Genomic DNA, 23,316 nt, shown 5'->3' with positions numbered 1-23,316 from the left:
TTGCTCGCTCCATGCTCAATTTCATATTGATCTTATTTTTTAAATTAAAATTTAAGGTTCAAATTAAAACCTATACTTCTGGTGGACGGGAAGGCCATATCCTCTACTCCAGGTATGAGTGTTCCGCCGCTCATTGACATGGTTTCCGGATCAAAATGCGGGTTTTCAGTCCATAGCGCCAGGTTCCTGGCAACAAGTGAAAAGCGGGCTTCCTGGAAGGGCAATTTACTCATGGCAGCACCGGGCAAATTGTATCCCAGGGTGATTTCCCTTAATTTCACAAAAGAGGCATCGTACTTGGCGGCTTCCACATTGCTTCGCTCGTAATACCTGTTGTGCCAATCCCTTGAACTAATTTTCATTTCATTGGGTACGTAACTTCCGTCCGATGTCTGAATTACACCGGGGCTAATGATGCCATTTCCCTCTATCGATAAATCATAGCCATTTTCCCTGCCCAACAATGTCTCCTCCAGCTGCCCTGACGTGCTGCCAATGGTTTTTGTTCTGGACACAACAATGCCCCCATACCTGATGTCAAACAGAAACCCGAAAGACAATCTTTTATAATTGAAATTATTTTGTATTCCCAGCATCCAATCAGGATTATAATTTCCCTGAAATACCAATTCTGTGGCAGTCAAAGGGGTTCCTGAGGTATTGTGAATAATCTGGCCAAAATAGGGGCTATTGGTATCGGTCACTCTGGCAAAGCCCCTTCCGTAGATATTCCCCATTCTTTCGCCAATCCTGGCCTGAATGGTCGCTCCATTTCTACCCACCATGGAGTAGGTATCCAGATCATCTGTCAGCTCCAGCACCTTACTTCTGTTTCTGGTGAAATTGGCCATGACATTCCATTTCAAACCATTGACTTTCTGAATCGGACTACCTGACAAAACCAATTCAACCCCATTGTTTTGTATTTCTCCGGCATTGATAATCCTGCTGGCGTATCCTGTGGAAATGTCAAGTTCTATGGGAATGATCTGATTTCTGGTCCGGTTGTCATAATAGGTGAAGTCCAGCCCTAACCTTCCCTTCAAAAGCCTGAGATCCGCCCCAATTTCAAAGGATCCGGTCCTCTCTGGCTTTAATGAGGCATTGGCCAGTCGGTTGGATTCGGTTTTACTTTGAATGGATCCCCAGGCTGTTGCCGGATTGAAAACATTCGTGAGGCTATACGGATTGGTGTCATTTCCCACCTCGGCATAGGCCGCCCTGACTTTGAAAAAAGAGACTGCTTCCGGTAAAGTAACCATATCTGAAATGATACCGCTCATGGTGGCAGATGGATAAAAATAGCTGTTGTTTCCTACCGGAAGGGTACTGGACCAGTCATTTCTGCCTGTAATGTCCAAAAATAAGATATTATTGTAACCTATCTGGCTGAAACCATAAATGGAATTGATCCTTTTTTCAGATACCATGTGGTCTACCTGAAGGTTAACTGCAGTATTGGTGAAATTATAGATTCCCGGGATCAGCAATTGAGGGGCCATGGTACGGGTAAACCTGTTTTCCTGAACCATTTGATTGCCTCCCAATGATAGCGAGTAAGACCATTTCACATTTTCTGTTTCAGAATAGGTCAACAAAAAATCCGTATTCCTCTCGCTGAAGTATACCGCATCTTCCCGGTAACTTCCCAGAGGAAACCTCATGGTACTGAAGGCTCTTTTTCGGTCCCTCAGGTCATTATACTGATCTAAACCAGTCCTGACCATCAGGTTTAATTTATCCAGGATTTTGTAATTGGCCACCACATTCCCGAATACCCTGTCTTTGGATTGCCCGTTGGTATTTTCATAAACGTTGAAATAGGGATTATCGTGGTAATTGTAGTTGTAATTGAACTGCTGCCTGCCCTCAAGGCCTGGCATCCAATAATTTCTAAGGTTTCCTGTGTTGATTTGTCTGCCGTACCAAATCCACAGGTACATCAGGCTCTCCGTTCCATAACTGATGCTGGGACGGTTTCCACTATTGGTTTTCTGGTAGTTGATGGCCGTGGTAATGGTCAGACGATCCGTGATATTACTTGTACCGTTAAAGGCAAGCGTGTTTCTTTTCAGATCCGTATTGGGTATCGTTCCTTTTTGGTCAAGGTTGGTCCAGGAAAACCGGAAATTAGATTTCTCATTGCCGGAGGCGATGGAAACATTATTGGATAAGGTTACCCCTGTTTGAAAAAAGTCTTTGATGTTATTGGGTTGCGATACCCATGGAGTTGGCGTGATGGTACTGCCTTCAGGTGCATTCAAATCTCCACCTCTAAACCCTGCTACACTCCTGGGAGAGTCAAACTGAGGAATAGTAGTTCCCTGGTCCATTTCAGGTCCCCAACTTTCATCTACGCCATCCGCAATACCTGCCCCTGCCCCATTGACAAAAGAAAATAAACCGTTATTTCCCTGTCCGTACTTGTCTTGCCAATCAGGAAGTACCAGGGGGGTATCGAAAGTTGTATTGGAATTGATGCTAACTCCCAGACCCTTTTTGTTTTTTCCGGATTTTGTAGTGATCAAAATGGCACCGTTGGCTGCTCTGGAGCCATAAAGGGCTGCAGCAGCAGGGCCCTTCAAAATGCTCATGGATGCGATGTCATCCGGATTGATTTCTCCGGCCGGATTCCCATAATCCACTTCCTGGTTACCGGAACCGGATGAACCCACAATATTGTTGCTGATCGGAACACCATCGACCACAAACAGGGGCTGGTTGGCATTGATATTCAAGGATGATTCACCCCTGATGGTAACCCTGGAGGACCCTCCAATACCACTGGAAGAATTGGTGATTTGTACACCGGCCACTCTTCCACTAAGAGAGTTCATCACATTCGTTTCCCTGGCCTCGGTAAAACGATCTCCGTCCACCGCCTGTACGGAATAACCCAGTGCTTTGGTCTCTCTTTCCACACCCAATGCGGTAACGACCACCTCACTCAATTCTTCGGAGGAGTATTCCAATACCACATCAATGGTAGACCGGTTTCCCACGACCAACTCCTTAGATTGAAAACCAATGTAGGAGAACACGAGTATGGCTTCATTCGAGGGTACTTCCAGTTCATACCTGCCATCCAGATCTGTAACGGTGCCCCGGGTGGTACCCTGTATCAACACAGAGGCACCTAACACCGGCTCCCCATTGGAGCTTTCCGTAACCAGGCCCTGCACGGTTCTGGATTGGGCCCATAAAGCTTGGCTATTGACCAAAAGCAATAGCAAAGACAGTATTCCCATACATTTTAATGCACGGGAAAATTGCCCTCTAACATAAGGTACTGATTTCATCATAGTAATGTACGTTTAAGATATTGGTTTATAAAAGAAAAAATAATCAAAGAAAGATATAATAATCAATACTTCCTTTCACTAAGCGGTAGGTTAATAGGATTTCAGCAAAGATTTAATAACCAATCAGGAAATTCTGATAAAGCAGGTAAATTCTTTATAAAAACCTCTTAAGAAAGGAAATACAAATCTTTAATTCTAAATATAATTAATATTTAAAATTAAAATAAATATTTATACAAAAATGATAAATAAAAAAATTTCTAACTATCTGTCCGTCTTTATTTAATTATAAATAAAAAGTTAAAAATTTAATATAAAATTAAAGGAAAGACCACATACGCGACATTTGGATTCAATCTCTTAAATGATAGGCTTTGGGGTGGGTAAAGGCCCTTATTCCCAAATGTGACAAAGTGACCCCCAATCCAGAATTTTTTCTTCCTGTCCAGGGCAAATTCGGACTTACCCTATCGCAGCAGTTCCAATAGGCCGTACCTGTGGGAAGCTGCTCCAAAATATTTTTTGCCCTTTTCTCATTTGCTGAAAAAACCGCGGCTGTCAAACCGTAATCGGTATCTTTCATTAAGGTGAGGGCTTCTTCATCGTTTGCAACGGATTGAATGCCAATAACTGGACCAAAAGACTCTTCTTTCATGACAGCCATTTTGTGATTCACCCCTGTCAATACTGTTGGCCGCAGGTAGAACCCCTTTTCTCCCCAACGCCTACCCCCCGTCTCTAAGCGGGCACCCTGCCGGATTGCATCCTGAATTTGATCCAAAATGATATCCAATTGATCCTTTCTGGTAAGGGGGCCTATAAAAGTTTTTGGATCTAAAGGGTCACCAATGGGATATGCCTCCACTTCAGTCACAAAAGCAGCTACAAATTCATCGAAAATGCGCTCATGCACGTAAATCCTCTCCACCGCACAACAGCTTTGTCCATTGTTGTAAAATGCTCCCTCAGCCGCATTGAGGGCAGCCTGTTTGACATCAAGTACATCATCCATTACGTATAAGGGATCTTTGCCTCCAAGCTCCAATTGTACAGGTACCAGTTTTTCTGCCACTTTCTTTGCAATATATTTTCCGGTTCTGTAAGATCCGGTAAAAAAGTAGCCATCCAAATCTGCTTCCAAAAGCATTTCTCCAACAGCAGGCCCACCAATAAAACATTCAAAAGCATTTTCTGGTACGCCTGCTTTCCAAAGCAGTTCTCTAAACTTTAAACCGGTCAGGCTGGCATATTCAGAGGGCTTGTAGGCTACTGCATTTCCTGCTACCAGGGCATATAAAAAAACATTATAACCCACATTGTAGGGAAAATTCCAAGCTGATATGTTGGCTATAACCCCCAGGGGTTCATAGACAATTAGCTCCCTGGTCGGACCATCTGCTGTCACCATTTCCTGAGACAACCATTTGGCAGCCGCCGTCTCTATATGAACTATTCGGTTATGTGCTCCTGTAATTTCATTTTTCGCTTGCTGAAGGGGTTTTCCGGTTTCCCGGCTGAGCAGCAGGGACAGTTCTTCCAGGTTTTCCCTGACCAGATTACCAAAACGACTAATTATGGAAATCCTTTCTTCCAGGGGAACTTTGGCCCATTTAGACTGACCTGATTGTAATCTTTTTATTTTTTCATTGACACTTTCCGCATTGTCTACGGGCAATGATTCTACAAGCTGACCTGTGGCAGGGTTAATGATGTCCATTATTTATTGGTTTTTTACTTTTTCTATAAAGTAAGCATATAATTTTAAAGGGTCAAGCAAGGGTTTTCCTTTTCCGACTGAAAACTCAGGATGCCATTGAACCCCAATGATGTTTCTATTCGGGGCCATATTGGCTTCTACAGCTTCAATCATACCATCCTCGGAACACCTTGCAAGAATTTTCAAACCTTTTCCCAGTGTTTTGATTCCCTGATGGTGAACTGAGTTTACCATTCGGTTTTCGATGCCTTTATATATTATGTCAAGGGTTTCATTTTTTGCAAAGGTGATCTGATGAGTCAGGCTATCGTACTTTGCTGCATTCCTGTGAATAATGGACTGGGGTACCTGGGTGGCAATATCCTGATAGAGGGTCCCTCCAAAATACACATTCAATAATTGGATCCCCCGGCAAATGGCAAGGACAGGTTTCTTTTGACGGACTGCAAAATCCATTATAGCCATTTCATACTTGTCCCGATAAGGGTCACCTAGCCATTTTCCTGCCTGTATGGGTTCCTCTCCATAGGTTTGAGGGGAAAGGTCTGTCCCACCCTGAAACACAAATCCATCCAATTCCGTAAGTATTTCTACCAACTTATCAAACGGAAGATCAGGAATCAAGACCGGAAGAACCCCCTCCTGTGCTACGTACCTGAACATATCTGATTCCACATAGGCAAGATTTTTTGGTCCAAATACAAGCCTGGATGGATCCGGATACATAAAGCAGGAACTGATGCCTATTTTCAACATAAATTAAAGTGCTGTAAGATAAATAGTTTCAAAATCCTTTTGGCTAACAGGCTTAGGATTATTTGGGTGACAAAAGTCAGCAATCGCCAAAGCAGAAAGGGTGGGAATATGGGATTTATTAACACCTATCCCGGAAAGATGGGTCGGTAAGCCTAATTTCACATTCAATTCTTTGATAAAACCGTTTAATTGATGCCCTTCTCCTTTGTTAAAACCTAACTTAAGAGCCATTTGATCAAACCTTTCTTCGCTGCCTTCATAATTGAAATCAAGACCATATGGTAAATTTACCGCATTTGCCAGACCATGGTGGGTGTCCAGTAAACTGGACAAGGGATGGGCAAGGCTGTGAACAATTCCGAGACCTTTCTGGAAGGCTATGGCCCCCATCATAGAAGCCATCAGCATTTTACTTCTGGAAAGCAGATCAGGTTGCAAAGTAGCCTTTTCCAAAGATTCTCCAATCAATTGAATCCCCTCTAAGGCAATTCCACTACACATCGGGTGCCAATTTTTTGACAAATAAGCTTCAATATTGTGGGTAAGCGCGTCCATGCCTGTGGCCGCTGTCACAAAAGGAGGCAAATCCAAGGTCAACTTTGGATCGGCAAAAACCATTTTTGCCATCAATGAAGGGGCGAAGAGTATCCTTTTCTTCTTGCTTTCATCCTCAGAAATGATGGCACTTCTGCCTACCTCACTTCCGGTGCCGGCTGTAGTAGGAACAGTGATAAAATGGGGGATTGGCTCAGTAACGTATTGATCGCCTCCGATCAAATCATCATAATCAAACAAATCCCTGTGGTGGTTGATACTTAAGGCAATGGCCCGGGAAACATCCAGTGCCACTCCTCCCCCAATCCCTACAATAGCATCTCTCTGTGTAGATTGATACTGTTCTTTTCCCTTATGTACATCTGATTTTACGGGATTTTTATGTACATCCGAAAATACCTCTACAGCAATACCAACGCGAGAGAGATCAGCGGTTATTTTTTTAAAAAAATCCAGTTCTTTTACCAAAGGATCGGTAACCAAAAGAGGACGGCTTAGATGATGGGCTTTCAGGTATTCAGCAAGCTCCGAAATGACCCCTACTCCAAATCGGATCTGGGTGGGGAAATTAAAGTTGAATTTATCTTGTATATTCATTTTTTGTACGGTAATAAATAGGGGTGTTTTTTGTAAAAATCAGATGATTTCAAAATATCTTTTTCTTTCCCAATCGGTAACTTTAGCATCAAATTCCCTGCACTCCCATTCCCTGGTTTTACAGAAATGCTGGACAAAAGCTTCTCCAAAAAGGTCATTGGCCAAATCGGAATTTTTCATGAGGCTGCTGGCTTCTTTAAGGGAAGTGGGTATGGTTCCATTGGAATAGTCTTTGTATCCATTACCGACAGTCGCTGTTTTATTCAATTCCAACTGCTGCTCAATCCCATATAATCCGGCTGCCAGACAGGCGGCCATGGCCAGATAAGGGTTGACATCCGAGCCAATTACCCTGGTTTCCAGCCGGGTAGATTTTTTTCCACCAGACAGCACCCTCAGGGCTGTAGTCCTGTTATCTCTCGCCCATGTAAGGGTTGTTGGTGCCCAGGCTCCTTCCACCAGCCTTTTGTAGCTATTTATGGTGGGCGCAAACATGGGAAGCATATAGGGCAGACAGTGCAGTTGACCAGCAATATACTGTTCCATCACTTTGCTCATCTGCCATTTACCCTCTGGCTCATAGAAAAGGTTATTTTCAAGGTTTTTGTCCCAAAGGCTTTGGTGCACATGCCCTCCGTTTCCCGGAAGTGTCTCAGACCACTTGGCCATGAAGGTAGCCATCAATCCATGCCTGTAGGCAATTTCCTTTACGCTGGTTTTAAACAAAACTGCCCGGTCTGCTGCCAGGAGAATTTCGCTGTATTGAATCGCCGCTTCGTACACGCCAGGGCCTGTTTCGGTATGTAAACCTTCCAAAGGAATTTCAAACCTATGGCAGAGTTCAAACAAGTCATTGAAATATTCGCTTTTCAGAGAGGCCCTTAGAATGGAATAACCAAACATTCCCGGTGTCATGGGTTTGGCCAGATCCGGTTTCTCATTTCCAAAAGCTTCCGGGGTAACTTCAAAGTTAAACCATTCAAATTCCTGAGAGAATTGAGGCATAAATCCGGCATCCAGTGCTTTTTGTTTGATCCGTTTTAATAATGACCTCGGGCAAACCAAGGCTCCCTGATCCTTGTCCTTTTCAAAATCAGCCAGAAAAAATGGCATGTCCTGATCCCAGGGGATTTGTCTTTGGGTAGACAAATCTATCCGGGCCTGAAAATCCGGATAGCCGGTATGCCAACCTGTGACGGAAACATTATCATAAGATTTGTCCTCCATATCCCAGCCAAACACCACAGCACAAAAGCCCAAGCCCCCATCCAGCATGGAAATAAATTTGTCCAGGGATACTACCTTTCCCCTCAAAACCCCATCAATATCCACTATGGCCAATTTAATCTTGTTACAGGATTTGGCTTTCAATTCTTCAATAAGACCTTCTTTTGTAGTTTTCATGTGCTGTCAGGCTTTGTGAATAAATAATTTGAAAAACAGGTAGGAACCCAGGAGCATGGCGAAAAATATCAAGGCCAGGTTAAAATTGTAAATTACCATCGCAATCATTGAAATACTTGCAATAATCAGGGCTACCACAGGGAAAAGCGGGTAAAAAGGAACTTTAAAAGGCCTATACAGATCAGGTTCGTTTTTTCTAAGTTTTAAACAGGCAATCATCGATAAGATGTAAAGGCCCAAAGCACCAAATACAGCGATGGTGATGATTTCACCCGTCTTGCCTGTAAGCAAAGCAATGATCCCAATGAGCATGTTAAACAGCAAGGCATTGCCCGGAGTCTTAAATCGTTTGTTCACCTTGCCAATAGCCGGGGGGGCATACCCCACTCTTCCAAACTCAAAGGTGGTTCGGCCAGCTGCCAAAATGATCCCATTAAAAGAGGCCACCAGGCCGAATAGCGCAATGAAGGTTAAGATTTGATAATTCCAATGTCCTTCTCCTACCACCATGCTCATAGCCAGGGGCAAGGGAGAGTCTGAGGCTATTCCTGAATCATCTGGGTATACAATGGCCTCCCATCCACCAACTCCAACCGCAGACGCAAAAGTCAAAATGCAGAGAATTACCAGGGTAAGCAAAGCAAAACCAAAGCCTTTTAAAATGTTTTTCTGTGGATTTATCGTTTCTTCTGCCACATTGGCTACCCCTTCTATGGCCAGAAAAAACCAGATGGCAAATGGAATCGCAGCAACGATTCCGGCATAGCCCTGATGAAAGCCTTGTATTTGTAAGTTTTCAAACTTGAATTCAGGCAGCGTAACGCCGGCAAAAAACAATAATCCCAACACAGCCACAATGGTAATAAAAAGTTCAAATGTCGCAGCTACCTCTAAACCAACCACATTTAAACCGGTAAAAATCAGGTAAGCCGCTATCCCTATGTATAAAATATTCCACTCCGGAAAAAAAATCCCGAAATATGCCCCGATGGCGGAAGCTATGGCCGGGGGAGCAAAAATGAATTCTATATTTTGGGACATTCCGGCCAGAAACCCCAAATGCTTTCCCAAACCCCTCTCTGCATAAGAAAACGCCCCACCGGCTTTTGGAATGGCACAGGCCATTTCCGTATAGCTGAAGGTAAAGGTGATATACATGATGATGATAAAAAAAATGGCAATTGCGGCTCCCCATGTACCTCCCTCAGCAAGTCCCAGATTCCATCCAAAATAATTCCCTGAAATGACATATCCCACTCCCAACCCCCACAACATAAATGGTCCTAAAGTCTTTTTTAATTGGCTGTCCTGGACGGGGCTGGTATGATTCATGCTAATTTTACTTTTAATTGATAAAAGAGACTATTCCAAAAGAAATGAAGGTGCTATTAGAAGAAAATAATTGCGATCAACTGATCTCACCAAAAATAGAAATTTATTTGATTTAAATTTATCGCTTGATCAATTAAGCTTAAAATAAAATCCCCAAGACGCATAATTTCTAAGAAATTGAATAAATAACCCATTTGTAAAACGGCAAAATTAAATTTAATGAAAAAAGTATCCGTAATAGGTGCAGGAACCATGGGAAGTGGTATCGCCCACACTTTTGCTCAGCAAGGATTTGAGGTTCAACTGATTGACAAGGACAAAGAACCACTGAAAAACGCCATGGAATCCATAGAAATGAACCTGAAAAGGCAACAGGTAAAAGGTCTTATTGACTATCAGAAAGTTAAAGAAACAGTTAGAAACATTCAACCGGAAGGTGATTTAAAAAAAGGCGTTGAGTCGGCGGACCTGGTAGTAGAAGCCGTAATTGAAGAGTTTGATGCCAAGGCAAAGATCTTTCAGCAATTGGATAAATTTTGCCCCAAAACATGCATCCTGTCCAGCAATACCTCGTCTATTTCTATAGGCAAACTTGCTGCTTTTACCAAAAGGCCGGATAAGGTCATCGGAATGCATTTTATGAATCCCGTACCGGTAATGAAACTTGTAGAAGTCATATCGGGAATCAATACTTCCCGGGAGACAGTAAATGCCATTTTGAAAGTGACAGCATCTTTGGGAAAAAGCCCGGTTATGGTTAAGGATTACCCGGGTTTTATCGCAAACAGGATTTTGATGCCCATGATCAATGAGGCTATTTTCAGCCTGCATGAAGGAGTGGCTGGAGTGGAGGAAATAGACCAGGTCATGCATTTGGGCATGGCCCACCCCATGGGGCCATTAGAACTTGCAGATTTAATAGGTTTGGATGTATGTTTGGCCATCCTTAAAGTTCTTCAGGAGGGTATGGGATCCAACAAATATGCACCTTGTCCCCTTTTGGTTAACCTGGTGAACGCAGGATACCGTGGAAAGAAAAGCGGAGCAGGTTTTTACGAATATCAATCTGGAACAAAACAGAAGCAGGTCGCATATTATTTCAACAACCATTAAGTTTTACAAATTATGCATATCGCCGTATCAGGAAACATTGGTAGTGGAAAAACCACCTTGGTGAAAAAATTAGCAGTACATTATGGCTGGCAGGCTGAGTTTGAATCCGTGGAAGAAAATCCATACCTGGTTGATTTTTATGACAACATGCGCAAATGGTCGTTTCATTTGCAGGTACATTTCCTCCACAGCCGATTCAATCAGGTAAGGAGAATTCAAAATAGTCCAAATTCAACCATTCAGGATAGAACCATCTACGAAGATGCCCATATATTTGCTGCAAACCTCCATGAGACCAAATTAATATCCAGCAGGGATTATAATAACTATCTTGAATTGTATCATTCTATGGAAATGTTTGTCAGTCCCCCTGACTTATTGATTTATCTGAAAGCAGATATTCCCAAGTTGGTAGATCAAATAGAGAAAAGGGGCAGGCAATATGAAAAAACCATCCAAATCTCCTATCTGAAAAGTTTGAATGACCATTATCAAAACTGGATATCTGGCTACAAGCAAGGAAAACTATTGGTGATCGATGTAAACGAAATGAATTTTGTGGATAATAGAGGGCATTTTTCTGAGATCGTGGGCAAAATAGACCGTGAACTTTTTGGGCTGTTTACATAATCAGGACATTTTCCTAAGCAACCAGGTACCGATGGTTTTTAGCAAATCGGGACCCGGATGTAGCAAAAGTTTATCCACTCTTTGAAGCTGACCTCCGATCATCAGGTTTTCATAGGCGGGAATCCTCATCAATCTGTAGCCATGCAAGCGTGAAATCAGGTCATATTGCAAGTCATTGTAAGCATTTAACTTCCAACCTGATGCCCCGTTTCCTGATAAATCACCGGCTTCCTCAGCAGGCCCAAAGCAGCTTGACGCTAAGGGAGGACCTTTCCACACCCTATCTTGTAAACCGGAAAGCAGACATTCCCTTTCATGAGCCCGACACATTCTCAAATACCCCGCGTGCCAGGGGAAATTAAAGACCTGGTAAAGCGATGACTTTAAAGTGGCTAACCTATACCTGTTAAAATGTTTGGAATCGTCATAAAGCAATACATTTTTTCCTACTTTTATTGGAATTTTTAAATTTTTTAAAGTAGGCATGGCACCCTTCCCATTGAGATCACCATAAGCGTCTAAAAGTAATTTTTCCCCTTTTCCGGTTAAGAGTGATTCATTAACAGGCAATTTAAAATCAAGTTCACAGGAAACTTCCAGCATATCAAGTGACTGAATGATTTGAGAAACTTTTTGTTGGTACATAGACAATTAGATCATTGAAACACAAAAACTGTGCAGGACTAAGGCTGGTTTTGCTCAATTCTTTCCTTCAAATTAGGTTTTGATCCTGGAAAGGTAGTTTTGGAAGACATATCTAATCCAATCAAAAGCATGGCCAGTAAAAACAGCATGCCAAAAATAAGGAATATCCACTTATTTCTATTCATTTTCAGAACGGCTTACATTTACTCAAAATTAACCACTGTCATTTTAAATAGTTCCTTCTTGTAAACATATTTTTGAACGAACAAAAGGCTAACAACGCCTTTATTATCAATTTACTATGCTATAGCTGTTCATTTTTTAGTAAATATGAGTAAATTTAATCTTTATTTATTTTCAATTTACATCCTTTGGGCCTTATTATTGCGTTAAATTGCAGTAGTAATCAAACAATGAATTTCTCAAAACATCACCTGTTAGTTTAGACTTCACCTTTTATGTATAAACAGATCAAACCGGATATGATCTATCATTATTTTGATCAGGACATTGAACTGATTTATGAAATAATTGAATTGGTAATTGATTTAAACATACAGGATCTAAAGAATTTAATGCCTTTGTATGATCTGGGTGAAATTGAAGCCATCAAACAAAAATTTCATAAGTCCAAGCCAGTTTTTGGCTTTTTGGGTGCTTCGGGTATTAATGGATTAATAGAAACCATCGAATTAGACATCAGGGGTCAATTTCCGATATATTATGATGAGCTGCTGCTAATTCTCCATGAGTTGGAGGAAGACCTCCATTCTTTTTTAAAAAAAATAAATCAGTAAATCCTTTTTCAAATTTTAAGTGAGAAAATAAGGTTATTTTGAAAATATTTAGTTTGATTTTTATAATTTAGGCCTGATTTTCACCCAAAATATCCTTTTAAAAAAATCATTGTGGGATAAAGCTTTTTCCCGCGGTTCAACCACAACCACTAACTTATAAAAATGAAAAATTATTTCTGTAAAGAAAATCGCTGCGTTGTACTTTTCCTATTGGTCTTAGGATATTCCTGCCAACCTAAAGAAAAAGCCATTGGTCTTTTGGCAGAAAATGCCATTGTAGTATCTGCTCACCCTCTGGCTTCCAAGGTAGGTAAGGATATCATACAGGAAGGCGGAAATGCAGTCGATGCGGCCATTGCGGTTCAAATGGCATTGGCAGTAGTCTATCCACAGGCAGGAAACATTGGCGGAGGAGGATTTATGGTGATCCGCGAATCCGAGGGGCAATACCATTCCCTGGATTACAGGGAAAAAGCTCCTTTGGCCGCCAGCAGGGACATGTATATTGATGAAAATGGTGATGCCTTGCCTGAAAAAAGCCAAAATGGTCATTTGGCTTCAGGTGTTCCGGGTTCTGTAGATGGAATGGTGAAAGCACATGAAAAATTGGGCTCAATGGAATGGGCTAAATTGATCAACCCTGCCATCAGGCTGGCTGAAGAAGGGTTTGCACTCAGTGAAAATGAAGCTGCCTATTTTACAAGAGCTTCAGAAAATTTGAAAAAATATTCCTCCGTGGATCCTATTCAATTTACTGGTAAAGCCTGGAAAGCAGGAGATGTATTTAAACAGGTGCAATTGGCCAATACCCTGAAACTTATCAGAGACAAAGGGAGAGCCGGGTTTTACAGTGGAGAAGTCGCAGATTACATTATCGCTGAAATGGAAAGAGGCGGTGGAATCATCAGTCTGGAAGATCTGGAAAAATATGAAAGTACCTGGAGGGAGCCATTGACGGGAAGTTATAAAGATTTTAATATTATTACCATGGGACCTCCCAGCAGTGGCGGTTTGATTATATTGCAAATGCTGGGAATCATGGAAAACGATCAGGTTTCCAATCAGGGTGAATCCTATGCTGAATACCTGCATTTGAAGACTGAAATGGAAAGAAGAATTTTTGCGGATAGGGCGGCTTTTATGGCCGATTCGGATTTCTATCCCGTACCTGTGGATGAACTTTTGGATGACAGCTACCTTTCGCAAAGGTTTAGTAATTTTGATCCTCAAAAAGCTACGCCTTCGGACCTGATCATGGAGGGCAAAATATTATCCATGAGTGAGGAAACCACTCATTTTTCCATTGTGGACAAAGAAGGCAATGCGGTTTCCTGCACCACAACGCTCAATGGTGGAATGGGATCCAAAGTCATGGTAGATGGCGCCGGTTTTCTACTCAACAATGAGATGGATGATTTTTCCATCAAACCAGGATTCCCAAATATGTTTGGTGTTTTGGGTGGTGAGGCCAATAAAATTGAACCGGAAAAGAGAATGTTAAGCTCCATGACACCCACTATCATCGAAAAAAACAATGAATTATTTATGGTGGTAGGTACTCCTGGAGGATCCACCATTCCCACTTCGGTCTTTCAGGTGGTTGTGAATGTTATTGAATTTGGGATGGGTATGCAGGAAGCCATCAATGAAAAACGGTTTCACAGTCAGTGGAAACCTGATCAAATCAGTTTTGAAAAGGATTTTGAAAGGGAAAATATTCTGGAAAGCCTTCGCAATAAGGGACACGAACTGAGTGAAAGAAATGGCATTGGAAGGGTAGATGCCATATTGGTGTTGGAGGACGGAATTATGGAAGGTGGCGCGGATCCCAGGGGCATGGATGCTGCTTCAGGCTATTAACAAAGCAGCGAAGATGGGGATGGCAATGAGGGAAAGGACCATGGAAAATAGTATCAATAGAGCAGATGCTCTTTCATTGTGTTGAAATAAACTTGCAAAGACCGTCACATTGGCTGCAATCGGAAATAATGATACCATGCCCAGCATTTGACGGTCTTTGCTTTCCAGAACATCAAAACAAAAATATTCTAACCCTAACAGGACCGCAATAATAACTATTGCACTGATCATTCGGATTCCCAGGATCCAGGATATGGTTTTCCATTGAAATGATTTTATGGATACTTCTTTCAAATTAAACCCTATGATCAGCATACCGGCAGCTGAGACCAGGTTTCCAGTCACATCTGCCGGGAAATCCAAATAGTCGGGATTTGAAGCACCAAACACTTTTAAGCCAATGGCCAAAGCAAATGCATAGATAAAGGGTGTTTTTAAAACTTTGAAAAAAGCTTCAGCCCTTCCAAATTTTGGTCTGGCTACCTGATAGAATCCAATCAGGTCTCCAAATAAAGCCGTGCCCACGTAAATGCAGATCAGGCTGCTTATGCTTTCCGGACCATAGATTGCGGCGAAGGTAGGAATACCGAAAAAGGCCACATTAAAAAATGAGAAAGAACTTTTGATCAGGTATTCATTTTTACCAAGTTTGCGGTAGGTAAGAATAGCAGGAATAACCATCAGAGAGGCCATCGTAAAGGAAATGACAGAAAGAAAAACCAATATTTCTGCATCTGCACTCAAAATGTGATAAATCACCAGAAAGGGCATGAAAAAATAGACCAGTGGATACGTAAGCCAATTCTTATTGATGTCCAATTTCTTTATTCCCAAATAGCCGATCAGCAGGCATAGCAGGAAAGGAAACAAGGATTTGTAAAGCTCAATCGTTATTTCCATCCAAAATTCTAAATAATATTTCCTGAGTCAGGTTTCTTACGGTTTTCACATTAAACCAAACGGCATTAACGTCCATCAGCATCCCATTAACCAAATGGCCAACCGCAAAGATACCATTGCCTCCGGCGGGAGAAAATAATTGCATGGTCCTGGGATTGACCACAGCACCCCCCACCGGATGACTTCTTATCAATTTTTTTTCCAATAAATAGGTGATGAGGGCATTACCCATTTGATCCAATGCCCCGGGACTACCAGTGGCATTGATTAATAATCCTACTTCATAACTTGCTCCACTGACCGTTTTCATTATAAAATTGGCCCCTTCTCCCCTATCCTCTTCCAGGTTTTCAAAAAAAGGAATAACCTTCAACTTACCCATATCAAAGGCTCTTTTTAATTTGTAAGCATTATGAAGTGGCATTCCGTGTCGATTGATTGCCCAATGGGGTCCCAGCCACTTTTTAAATTTGATTTTTTCTTCCACTGATAAAGCATCCCAAAGGGCAGAAGCTTCATGCCTGAGCGAATATGCCAAATTAACCACGGGATCCCCTCGTTTCTCAGCCCATTCAATATCCTTGTCCAATAACTGATCTGCTGGTAATCCTACCCTGTTTAGAGATTTTGCTCGTACAGGATTTCCGGTTATTACTTCCAATTCCTGTAAAAACCAACGAAACAGGAGCTTAACGGGGATGGGCTGCATCCTTTCTCTTTTCCAGCGATTGAGATTTGATAATGTGAGGAATTTTCTTTCTACATTTTTATTTTCTACTGGTTGTACTTTTGGCATCAGGCCATCCGGAGAAAAAAGGTAAATCTGTCCGGCATAATCGTTATCTAGTAGCGTAATCACCGTATCTATGGCACTCAGACTGCTACCCAGGATCCCAATATTCCGGTGCTCCCTGTATTTTTTTAAAATCCTATTAGATGGCCAGGGGAAATCTATATAATTCTTATTGGATCTAAGCTCACTGAATTTATTCGGTTTTGGCGTGCCTACTGCCAGTATTACCTTATCTGCCAAGTGGGCCATTATTCCTTCATTGGTTGTAATCCTGTACTTACCTGCTTCAAAGTCAATTTTTTCTGCCCGCTGCTTATACTGCACTACAGACAATCCTAAATTTTGGGCATGCCGAAGGTACACTTGCATCTGTTCACGCAGGTAATTCCCATAAAAATTTCGGGAGGTATAGCTGTCTTCCAGTTTTCCTCCACCTTTAACAGCCTTGTTTGACTTTCCTCCATTTTCATCCAGCCATTTGGCAAAATGATCCGGCTCCTCAGGAAATATCCCCATTAGGTCTGCCTGTGTATTCAATATATGCCCAGGCTGGTCGGTACCGAATGCCAATCCTTTTCCAAATTGCTCATCTTCTTCATACCAATGAATAGAAAAAGCTTGCGGTTTGCCGGATAGGCCTATTTGGTGAAAAAGATCCACAAATACTGCTACCCCGCACGCCCCCCCTCCGATAATGGCAATATGGTTCATTTTTTGATTTTTTAAGATTTTTTTAGGTAGTGAATATAAAAAAAACCGTGAATAAAACCACGGTTCAATTTATCCTAGATCAGCTCTTCTCTTTCCCAATGCCGGTGTTTGGAAAGCGACTTCAGGAAACCATCAATCGATGTATCGATAAATAATTCTGAAGCACTTTTCGCTGCACCTTTGCAGCAGGGCAATCCAAGTTCATCTATGAATGCCGATGCATCCGAGAGGATCAGTATTGGTTTGCAATGATTAAAGGTGTCCGTGACAAATTCCTTCGCTTTTCCTTTAGACAACAATGCAGTTCCATTTTTATCTCCTCCGGCTATTACCAGCGCATCAAAAAGTACCGCATCCGAGTTAAACAAGGTGGCTGCAATTTCAACCTCTTCTCCCGAATCGGACTTGAGCGTTCCGAGCCCGGTAGAAACAACCTGTAACTTTGCTCCGGCTTTTTTCAGTTTTTGGTTCAAGTCACCCAATTGCTTGCCGTCGTGTTTTCCCAGTGTCAAAAACGCTATCTTCCTTGTTTTTGTCGCATTCTTAAGGTTTTTAATAATGCTTAGCGCATCATCCGATTGTGTTTGTGGCTCCTTCACAATAGGAGTATAATGGCCTTTGTCAGCATCAGCCGGTTTTCCTTCATTAAGGGGCTCAGCAGGTTTCTTTGGGACAGGTACGCCAAGAGCCTGGGCTACCGATTTGGCCATATCCATGTTTATATTGGTCAATTGATTCACCATATTTTCTCTGATATGAGGCCTGGAAACTTTCGATAGCTCAAATTGCAGTGCATTGATAATGTGCTGCTGCTCGGTTTTGGTCTGGCTGTTAAAGAAAAGTTTTGCCTGACTAAAGTGGTCCATAAATGACCTGCTTCGGGTACGTACCTTGTGTCCGTCTATGCGCTCCTCATGACTGTGAAATCCACCATCCTTCATCATCGCCTGGAATGGACATCCATCTGCAATGGAATTCGGATGATAACTGGACGCTCCTTCGTTGATTTGCTGCCGCATGTGGCCATCCCTTTGGTTATTTCTGACAGGATTGATGGATCTGTTGATCGGAATCTCGTGGAAATTTGGGCTTCCAAGTCGGCTGAGTTGGGTATCGGTATAACTGAACAACCTGCCCTGTAATAAAGGGTCATTGGTGAAATCAATTCCCGGAACAAGGTGTCCCGGATGAAATGCAACCTGCTCGGTTTCGGCAAAAAAGTTTGACGGGTTACGGTTCAGGGTCATGGTGCCCACTAGCTGTACTGGCACCTCAGACTCAGGAACCAATTTTGTCGCATCCAGCAGGTCAAAGTCAAATTTATGTTCATCCTCCTCAGGTATCAGCTGTACTCCAAGGTCCCACTCCGGAAAATCACCTTCCTCGATGGCATTCCAAAGGTCTTTTTTGTGAAAATCACTATCCTTTCCTGATATTTTTTGGGCTTCATCCCATACCACCGAGTGCATCCCTAACTTTGGTTTCCAGTGAAACTTGACGAAAGTAGACTCATTATTATCGTTGATAAACCTGAAGGTATGGACTCCAAAGCCCTCCATCATCCGCAAACTTCGCGGAATGGCACGGTCACTCATGGCCCACATGATCATATGAAGGGACTCTGGCATCAATGAAATAAAATCCCAAAAAGTATCGTGTGCTGAGGCAGCTTGCGGCACTTCGTTATGAGGTTCCGGCTTGACGGCATGCACCAGATCGGGGAATTTCATGGCATCCTGTATAAAAAAAACGGGCATATTATTCCCCACCAGATCATAGGTTCCCTCTTCGGTGTAAAATTTCACAGCAAATCCCCGTACATCTCTGGCCAGATCAGTACTGCCTTTCGATCCTGCTACCGTGGAAAATCGGGTGAAGACCGGCGTCTCCTTACCCACCTCGGTAAATATCTTTGCCTTCGTATATTTATCCAGTGAAGTATGCAGTTTAAATACTCCGTGGGCACCGGACCCTCTGGCATGTACAATTCGTTCAGGAATTCGTTCATGATCAAAATGGGTGATTTTTTCTCTTAAAATAAAATCTTCAAGAAGAGAAGATCCTCTATCTCCAGCCTTAAGGCTATTTTGATCATCATTGATTTTAAGACCCTGATCAGTGGTCATGGCCTCCTTATCATTTTTTAACGTATTTTTCTCCAAATCTTTAAGTTTTGGATTGTGCTGGTTTTTAGGGTTTTTCATCAGAACTTTGGTTTAAGTTTATTAAAACATGGTGGAGTTAAAAAAAAATGCCTTTTAAACACTGTTATGGAAATCCAGACGCTTTTTTCGGCAGGTAAAACAAACATACTGAAACCATTTTCCCTAGTCCATTGGAATGGCAGGAAAATGAAATTGGAATGTCATAAAAAATTGACAAACACCCTGCCAAATTTTAATTTTATATTTAAAAAATAACTTTTTATACCAGCAAACATGCGTTTCTTATCCCCTATTTGATCCAATTACTGAATTAGTTTTCCAATAATTTCATTAGCAACTTTTCGCCGGCTGTCAGCACAAAAGGAGATTTACTCTTTTTGATAGGATTTTTTAGTGGAATTTCTTTTGCTTCAATTTTTTGCAAAAGTATAGGATGCACTTAATAGCCCCTGCAAATTCCTGCATACGTGCAAATTTTTCTTCCTGCCTTTGCCGTTCCCATTCTGAATGGTAAATGTATTGATTTCTCCCCTTAAGATCCCTCCCGGTGGCCTGGATATGCCCGTCCTGATATTTACATATGCATAACTCTGTCCACATGGGGGGGAATGACACGGCTTTTGATCCGCCTGATTTGCTTTGTGTTGGTAATTTTTTCATCATTACCGTCTAATAACTATATCCCTTGCCCTTTTTCTTTCGCTGTAGACAATGGGAATCTTCGTCGATATGCTCAACTTTATAATCCATTTTAACTAATTCCATACCCAATAAAGTGCGCTGCTTTTTTCAGGTAATTACCTAGACATTTCTAAACCCAATTCCCTTACCTATATTCTCGCAATTGTTGTCAATGGCGGCCTCTTAAAGATTTTAAAATGGATTTATACAAAATGGGCGCCAGCAAAATGAACATAAGTGCTGACTGTAACCAATATATTGTTAAATTCGATCCCTGTTAAACTCCCTATTAATGAAAAAAACAACCGGTAACGTCAGTTTAAAGAACGTATTCAAAACCATTATCTGGCCCAGAAGAAAGTATGTATTTATTGGTCTTGTTTTGATCATTATCAGCAGACTTTCTGGCCTGGTCCTTCCTTATGCAAGCAAATACCTGGTGGATGAAGTCATTCCTTCCAATGATTTTGATTTACTGAAATGGTTGCTTCTGGCAGTCGGCGTAGCCGTAACACTACAGGCAGTTACGTCCTATGCCCTTACCCAGATATTAAGTGTGGAGGCACAGAACCTCATTGCCAAACTCAGGTCACAGGTACAGGCCCATATTATTCGTTTGCCTATCCGTTTTTTTGACAATGCAAAAACAGGTGAACTGGTTTCCAGGGTAATGACGGATGTGGAAGGGGTTAGAAACCTGGTGGGAACAGGCCTGGCACAAATGGTAGGTGGTGTTTTGACCTCGATCATAAGCCTGGTACTTTTGATTTATATCAGCCCCACCATGACGCTATACGTTTTGGTACCAGTGGCTATATTCGGTTTTATATCTTTGAAAGCTTTTAGTAGAATCAGGCCTATTTTTCGCGAAAGGGGTAAAATCAATGCAGAAGTTACCGGAAGGCTTACCGAAACCCTGGGTGGTATTCGCGTTATCAAGGGCTTTAATGCAGAAAAACAGGAAACCAGGATTTTCGAGGCGGGAGTTCACCGGCTTTTTCTGAATGTAAAAAGCAGCCTCACCGCAACAAGTTTTGTTACCAGCGCAGCTACCTTTTTACTGGGACTGGCATCTGCCGGCATCATGGGTATTGGCGGCTACATGATCATGGAAGAACAATTGACCTTTGGAGATTTTCTGGCCTTCACGCTGCTATTGGGTTTTATGATCGCTCCTATCCTTCAAATGAGTAATATAGGCAGCCAGTTAACAGAGGCTTTTGCAGGATTGGATCGCACAGAGGAACTCATGAACTTACCAGTTGAAGCCGATCCTGCAAAAAGAAATATCCGATTGCCGGAAATTGAAGGATCGGTGGTTTTCCAGAACGTTCATTTTGGATACGAAGCCGGCAATGAAGTCATCAAGGGCATTGACTTTGAAGCCAGGCCGGGATCCGTTACCGCATTGGTAGGGAGTTCCGGTTCAGGAAAAACCACCATTTCCGGTATGGTCGCCTCCTTTTTGAATCCAACGGCCGGACTGGTTACCATCGATGGGCAAGATCTCAGCCAGGTTGATCTGAATTCTTACAGGAGCCAGTTGGGTGTAGTACTGCAGGATGATTTTCTTTTTGAAGGAACCATCCGGGAAAACATCCTTTTTCCCCGACCCGATGCCAGTGAGGCGGCATTGCAGGAAGCCGTGGAATCTGCCTATGTGAATCAATTTACAGATCAGTTTGAAAAGGGGCTGGAAACCGTCATCGGTGAAAGAGGCATCAAACTTTCCGGAGGACAACGACAGCGTCTGGCCATAGCCCGTGCCATATTGGCAGATCCCCGGATTTTAATATTGGATGAGGCGACGAGTAATTTGGATGCTGAAAGCGAAAACTACATACAAACCAGTCTTAAACGTTTGATGAGAGGGAGAACTACCTTCGTTATAGCCCACAGGTTGAGCACCATACGCCAGGCCGACCAGATTTTGGTAATTGAAAAGGGTAAAATAGTGGAGAGAGGAAGGCACGAAGAACTCATCGCTTCTGAAGGAAGATACTATGACTTGTATACCTTCCAGGCAAGGATTTAGCGTCCAGTAAAGCCAGAAACAAAGGTTAATGATTTTAAAAAATTACCTCTACGCTGTACCCGGCAAAAAAAGAAGGAGTCACTACTCTCCAGTAATTACTGCTTCTGCCGCCAGTCTGCCTGAAGTCATGGCAGCATTGATTGACCCGTTTAACAAATGGTCTCCGGCAAGGTAAACATGGTCATACAGTTTGGTATGTTGCCTGGGAATCCAGTGTTTGGCATCTTTGATTACTGGTAATGCATTGGAAATGGTATAGGTTTTCACGTGCTGGAAATAGGTAGCATTGATCCCTGTAAGAGCTTCCAATTCCAATGCAATCAATTGCTCCGGGTTTTCGATTCCCTTGATATCCTTTATGACGGATACCGACAAGAGTGCCCTGCCATCACTGGCATATCCGGGACTCACATCTGTCAAAAACACCAGGTTATTGACCAGAAATTTATCATCCGGTACAAGGCCTATCATCGCTTTTCCTATAAAGGATTGCTGTAAGGTGTAATAAATATTGGTAACTTCATGAAAGGCAGTTTCTTCATGACCTATTAATTTTCCGGGAGGGATTGCAATGATGATATCATCAGCTGTAATGGTATTTTCATCTTCCAGAATGATTTTATTCTTTTCCACACGTACAACCCCCGTATTGTATCGAATTTGCGTATGCTCCAATTTTTCAAAGAGTTGCTGGCTCAATTGACCCATCCCCTTTTCAGGAATGGCAGCCTGCCCTTCAGCAAACATCTTAAAAACAAATTCAAACATTCGGGAAGAAGTGGAAAGGGATGTTTCCAGGAAAATTCCCCTGAAGAAAGGGGCAAAGAAATTTTGAATGATTTTATCCGAAAAACCGAAATTTTTCAGGTATTCCTGTGTGCTTGTCTGCGGTTCCGAAAATATGGCATCCAGGGGTTTTTCTTTCAGGTCCTGGGTCAGGGCATACATTTTGTACTTATCCCAAATGGTACCCACCTTTGAAAAAGCCATAGCAAAAAGCTTAAGTGGATTCCTCAAAGGGTCATGCACCGCATAAGTAGCTCCTGGTTTAAAAATAACTGCACCAGGCTTGAATTTTTTCAGATTCAACTTTTCCAGGTCAAGGTACCGGCTCAATTCCGGATAAGCAGTAAGCATGACCTGAAAACCCTGATCCAGCAAATAGCCATCAACCTCTTCGGTTTTAATCCTGCCACCTATCCTGTCACTTGCTTCCAGGATAACCGGATAATATCCTGCCTTTTCCAGCTCAATGGCTGCTACCAGCCCGGAAATTCCCGCTCCGATGATATATATGCTTTTGTCATTCATTTCAAATTTCAT

General features: G+C 42.2%; 18 protein-coding genes. 5 read left to right on the top strand and 13 right to left on the bottom strand.

Features of this window, described 5'->3' with window-relative positions; all coding sequences use genetic code 11:
- Positions 1 to 44: 44 nt before the first annotated feature.
- The 6 genes from G9Q97_RS11890 to eat all read right to left on the bottom strand — a co-directional run bounded on the left by G9Q97_RS11890 (position 45) and on the right by eat (position 9,663).
- The gene (locus G9Q97_RS11890; protein ID WP_246255628.1) at positions 45 to 3,302 is read right to left on the bottom strand and encodes a SusC/RagA family TonB-linked outer membrane protein; all 3,258 of its coding nucleotides are present in this window, start codon (positions 3,300 to 3,302) and stop codon (positions 45 to 47) included.
- Between the two features lie 352 nt (positions 3,303 to 3,654).
- The gene (locus tag G9Q97_RS11885; RefSeq protein WP_166147084.1) at positions 3,655 to 5,019 is read right to left on the bottom strand and encodes an aldehyde dehydrogenase family protein; all 1,365 of its coding nucleotides are present in this window, start codon (positions 5,017 to 5,019) and stop codon (positions 3,655 to 3,657) included.
- A gap of 3 nt (positions 5,020 to 5,022) precedes the next feature.
- Positions 5,023 to 5,775 (bottom strand): gamma-glutamyl-gamma-aminobutyrate hydrolase family protein, encoded by a 753-nt coding sequence (locus G9Q97_RS11880; RefSeq protein WP_166147083.1) that lies wholly within the window; start codon positions 5,773 to 5,775, stop codon positions 5,023 to 5,025.
- A gap of 3 nt (positions 5,776 to 5,778) precedes the next feature.
- On the bottom strand, positions 5,779 to 6,927 hold the full coding sequence (locus G9Q97_RS11875) for an iron-containing alcohol dehydrogenase (protein ID WP_166147081.1): 1,149 nt from the start codon (positions 6,925 to 6,927) through the stop codon (positions 5,779 to 5,781).
- 39 nt (positions 6,928 to 6,966) lie between these two features.
- Positions 6,967 to 8,331: a glutamine synthetase family protein gene (locus tag G9Q97_RS11870; protein ID WP_166147079.1), complete on the bottom strand. Its 1,365-nt coding sequence runs from the start codon at positions 8,329 to 8,331 to the stop codon at positions 6,967 to 6,969.
- Between the two features lie 6 nt (positions 8,332 to 8,337).
- On the bottom strand, positions 8,338 to 9,663 hold the full coding sequence (gene eat / locus G9Q97_RS11865; protein WP_166147077.1) for an ethanolamine permease: 1,326 nt from the start codon (positions 9,661 to 9,663) through the stop codon (positions 8,338 to 8,340).
- 219 nt (positions 9,664 to 9,882) lie between these two features.
- Here eat and G9Q97_RS11860 point away from each other — a divergent pair, with 219 nt between their 5' ends.
- Both G9Q97_RS11860 and G9Q97_RS11855 read left to right on the top strand, forming a co-directional pair.
- The gene (locus G9Q97_RS11860) at positions 9,883 to 10,776 is read left to right on the top strand and encodes a 3-hydroxyacyl-CoA dehydrogenase family protein (RefSeq protein WP_166147075.1); all 894 of its coding nucleotides are present in this window, start codon (positions 9,883 to 9,885) and stop codon (positions 10,774 to 10,776) included.
- Positions 10,777 to 10,788: 12 nt separating this feature from the next.
- Positions 10,789 to 11,406, top strand: coding sequence for a deoxynucleoside kinase (locus G9Q97_RS11855; protein WP_166147073.1), 618 nt, complete (start codon positions 10,789 to 10,791; stop codon positions 11,404 to 11,406).
- Here G9Q97_RS11855 and G9Q97_RS11850 read toward each other — a convergent pair whose 3' ends face one another.
- Positions 11,407 to 12,051 carry a DUF7255 family protein gene (locus G9Q97_RS11850; RefSeq protein WP_166147071.1) on the bottom strand — a complete coding sequence of 215 codons (645 nt, stop codon included), beginning with the start codon at positions 12,049 to 12,051 and terminating at the stop codon, positions 11,407 to 11,409.
- Between the two features lie 38 nt (positions 12,052 to 12,089).
- Positions 12,090 to 12,236 (bottom strand): hypothetical protein, encoded by a 147-nt coding sequence (locus tag G9Q97_RS11845; RefSeq protein WP_166147070.1) that lies wholly within the window; start codon positions 12,234 to 12,236, stop codon positions 12,090 to 12,092.
- Positions 12,237 to 12,509: 273 nt separating this feature from the next.
- Between G9Q97_RS11845 and G9Q97_RS11840 the strand changes: the two genes are divergently transcribed.
- Positions 12,510 to 12,848, top strand: a complete 339-nt coding sequence (locus tag G9Q97_RS11840) for an Hpt domain-containing protein (RefSeq protein WP_166147068.1) — start codon at positions 12,510 to 12,512, stop codon at positions 12,846 to 12,848.
- Between the two features lie 162 nt (positions 12,849 to 13,010).
- On the top strand, positions 13,011 to 14,708 hold the full coding sequence (gene ggt, locus G9Q97_RS11835; protein ID WP_166147066.1) for a gamma-glutamyltransferase: 1,698 nt from the start codon (positions 13,011 to 13,013) through the stop codon (positions 14,706 to 14,708).
- Here ggt and G9Q97_RS11830 read toward each other — a convergent pair.
- The 4 genes from G9Q97_RS11830 to G9Q97_RS25390 form a co-directional block, all read right to left on the bottom strand.
- Complete coding sequence (locus tag G9Q97_RS11830) at positions 14,697 to 15,608, bottom strand: AEC family transporter (RefSeq protein ID WP_166147064.1); 912 nt, start codon at positions 15,606 to 15,608, stop codon at positions 14,697 to 14,699. The genes ggt and G9Q97_RS11830 overlap by 12 nt on opposite strands.
- On the bottom strand, positions 15,592 to 17,112 hold the full coding sequence (locus G9Q97_RS11825; RefSeq protein ID WP_166147063.1) for an FAD/NAD(P)-binding protein: 1,521 nt from the start codon (positions 17,110 to 17,112) through the stop codon (positions 15,592 to 15,594). The genes G9Q97_RS11830 and G9Q97_RS11825 overlap by 17 nt, the downstream gene beginning before the upstream one ends.
- Positions 17,113 to 17,186: 74 nt before the next feature.
- Entirely contained in the window at positions 17,187 to 19,316 is a 2,130-nt protein-coding gene (locus G9Q97_RS11820) for a catalase (RefSeq protein WP_166147061.1), read from the bottom strand.
- Positions 19,317 to 19,667: 351 nt separating this feature from the next.
- Positions 19,668 to 19,937: a hypothetical protein gene (locus tag G9Q97_RS25390; protein ID WP_394352989.1), complete on the bottom strand. Its 270-nt coding sequence runs from the start codon at positions 19,935 to 19,937 to the stop codon at positions 19,668 to 19,670.
- A gap of 313 nt (positions 19,938 to 20,250) precedes the next feature.
- Between G9Q97_RS25390 and G9Q97_RS11815 the strand changes: the two genes are divergently transcribed.
- Positions 20,251 to 21,993, top strand: coding sequence for an ABC transporter ATP-binding protein (locus G9Q97_RS11815; protein ID WP_166147059.1), 1,743 nt, complete (start codon positions 20,251 to 20,253; stop codon positions 21,991 to 21,993).
- 81 nt (positions 21,994 to 22,074) lie between these two features.
- Here G9Q97_RS11815 and G9Q97_RS11810 read toward each other — a convergent pair whose 3' ends face one another.
- Positions 22,075 to 23,316 (bottom strand): NAD(P)/FAD-dependent oxidoreductase, encoded by a 1,242-nt coding sequence (locus G9Q97_RS11810; RefSeq protein ID WP_246255627.1) that lies wholly within the window; start codon positions 23,314 to 23,316, stop codon positions 22,075 to 22,077.

This window comes from Cyclobacterium plantarum, assembly GCF_011290685.1.
Classification (GTDB): domain Bacteria; phylum Bacteroidota; class Bacteroidia; order Cytophagales; family Cyclobacteriaceae; genus Cyclobacterium; species Cyclobacterium plantarum.
Note: the sequence above shows the minus strand (reverse complement) of the source record. Positions and strands in the feature narration are given on the sequence as shown.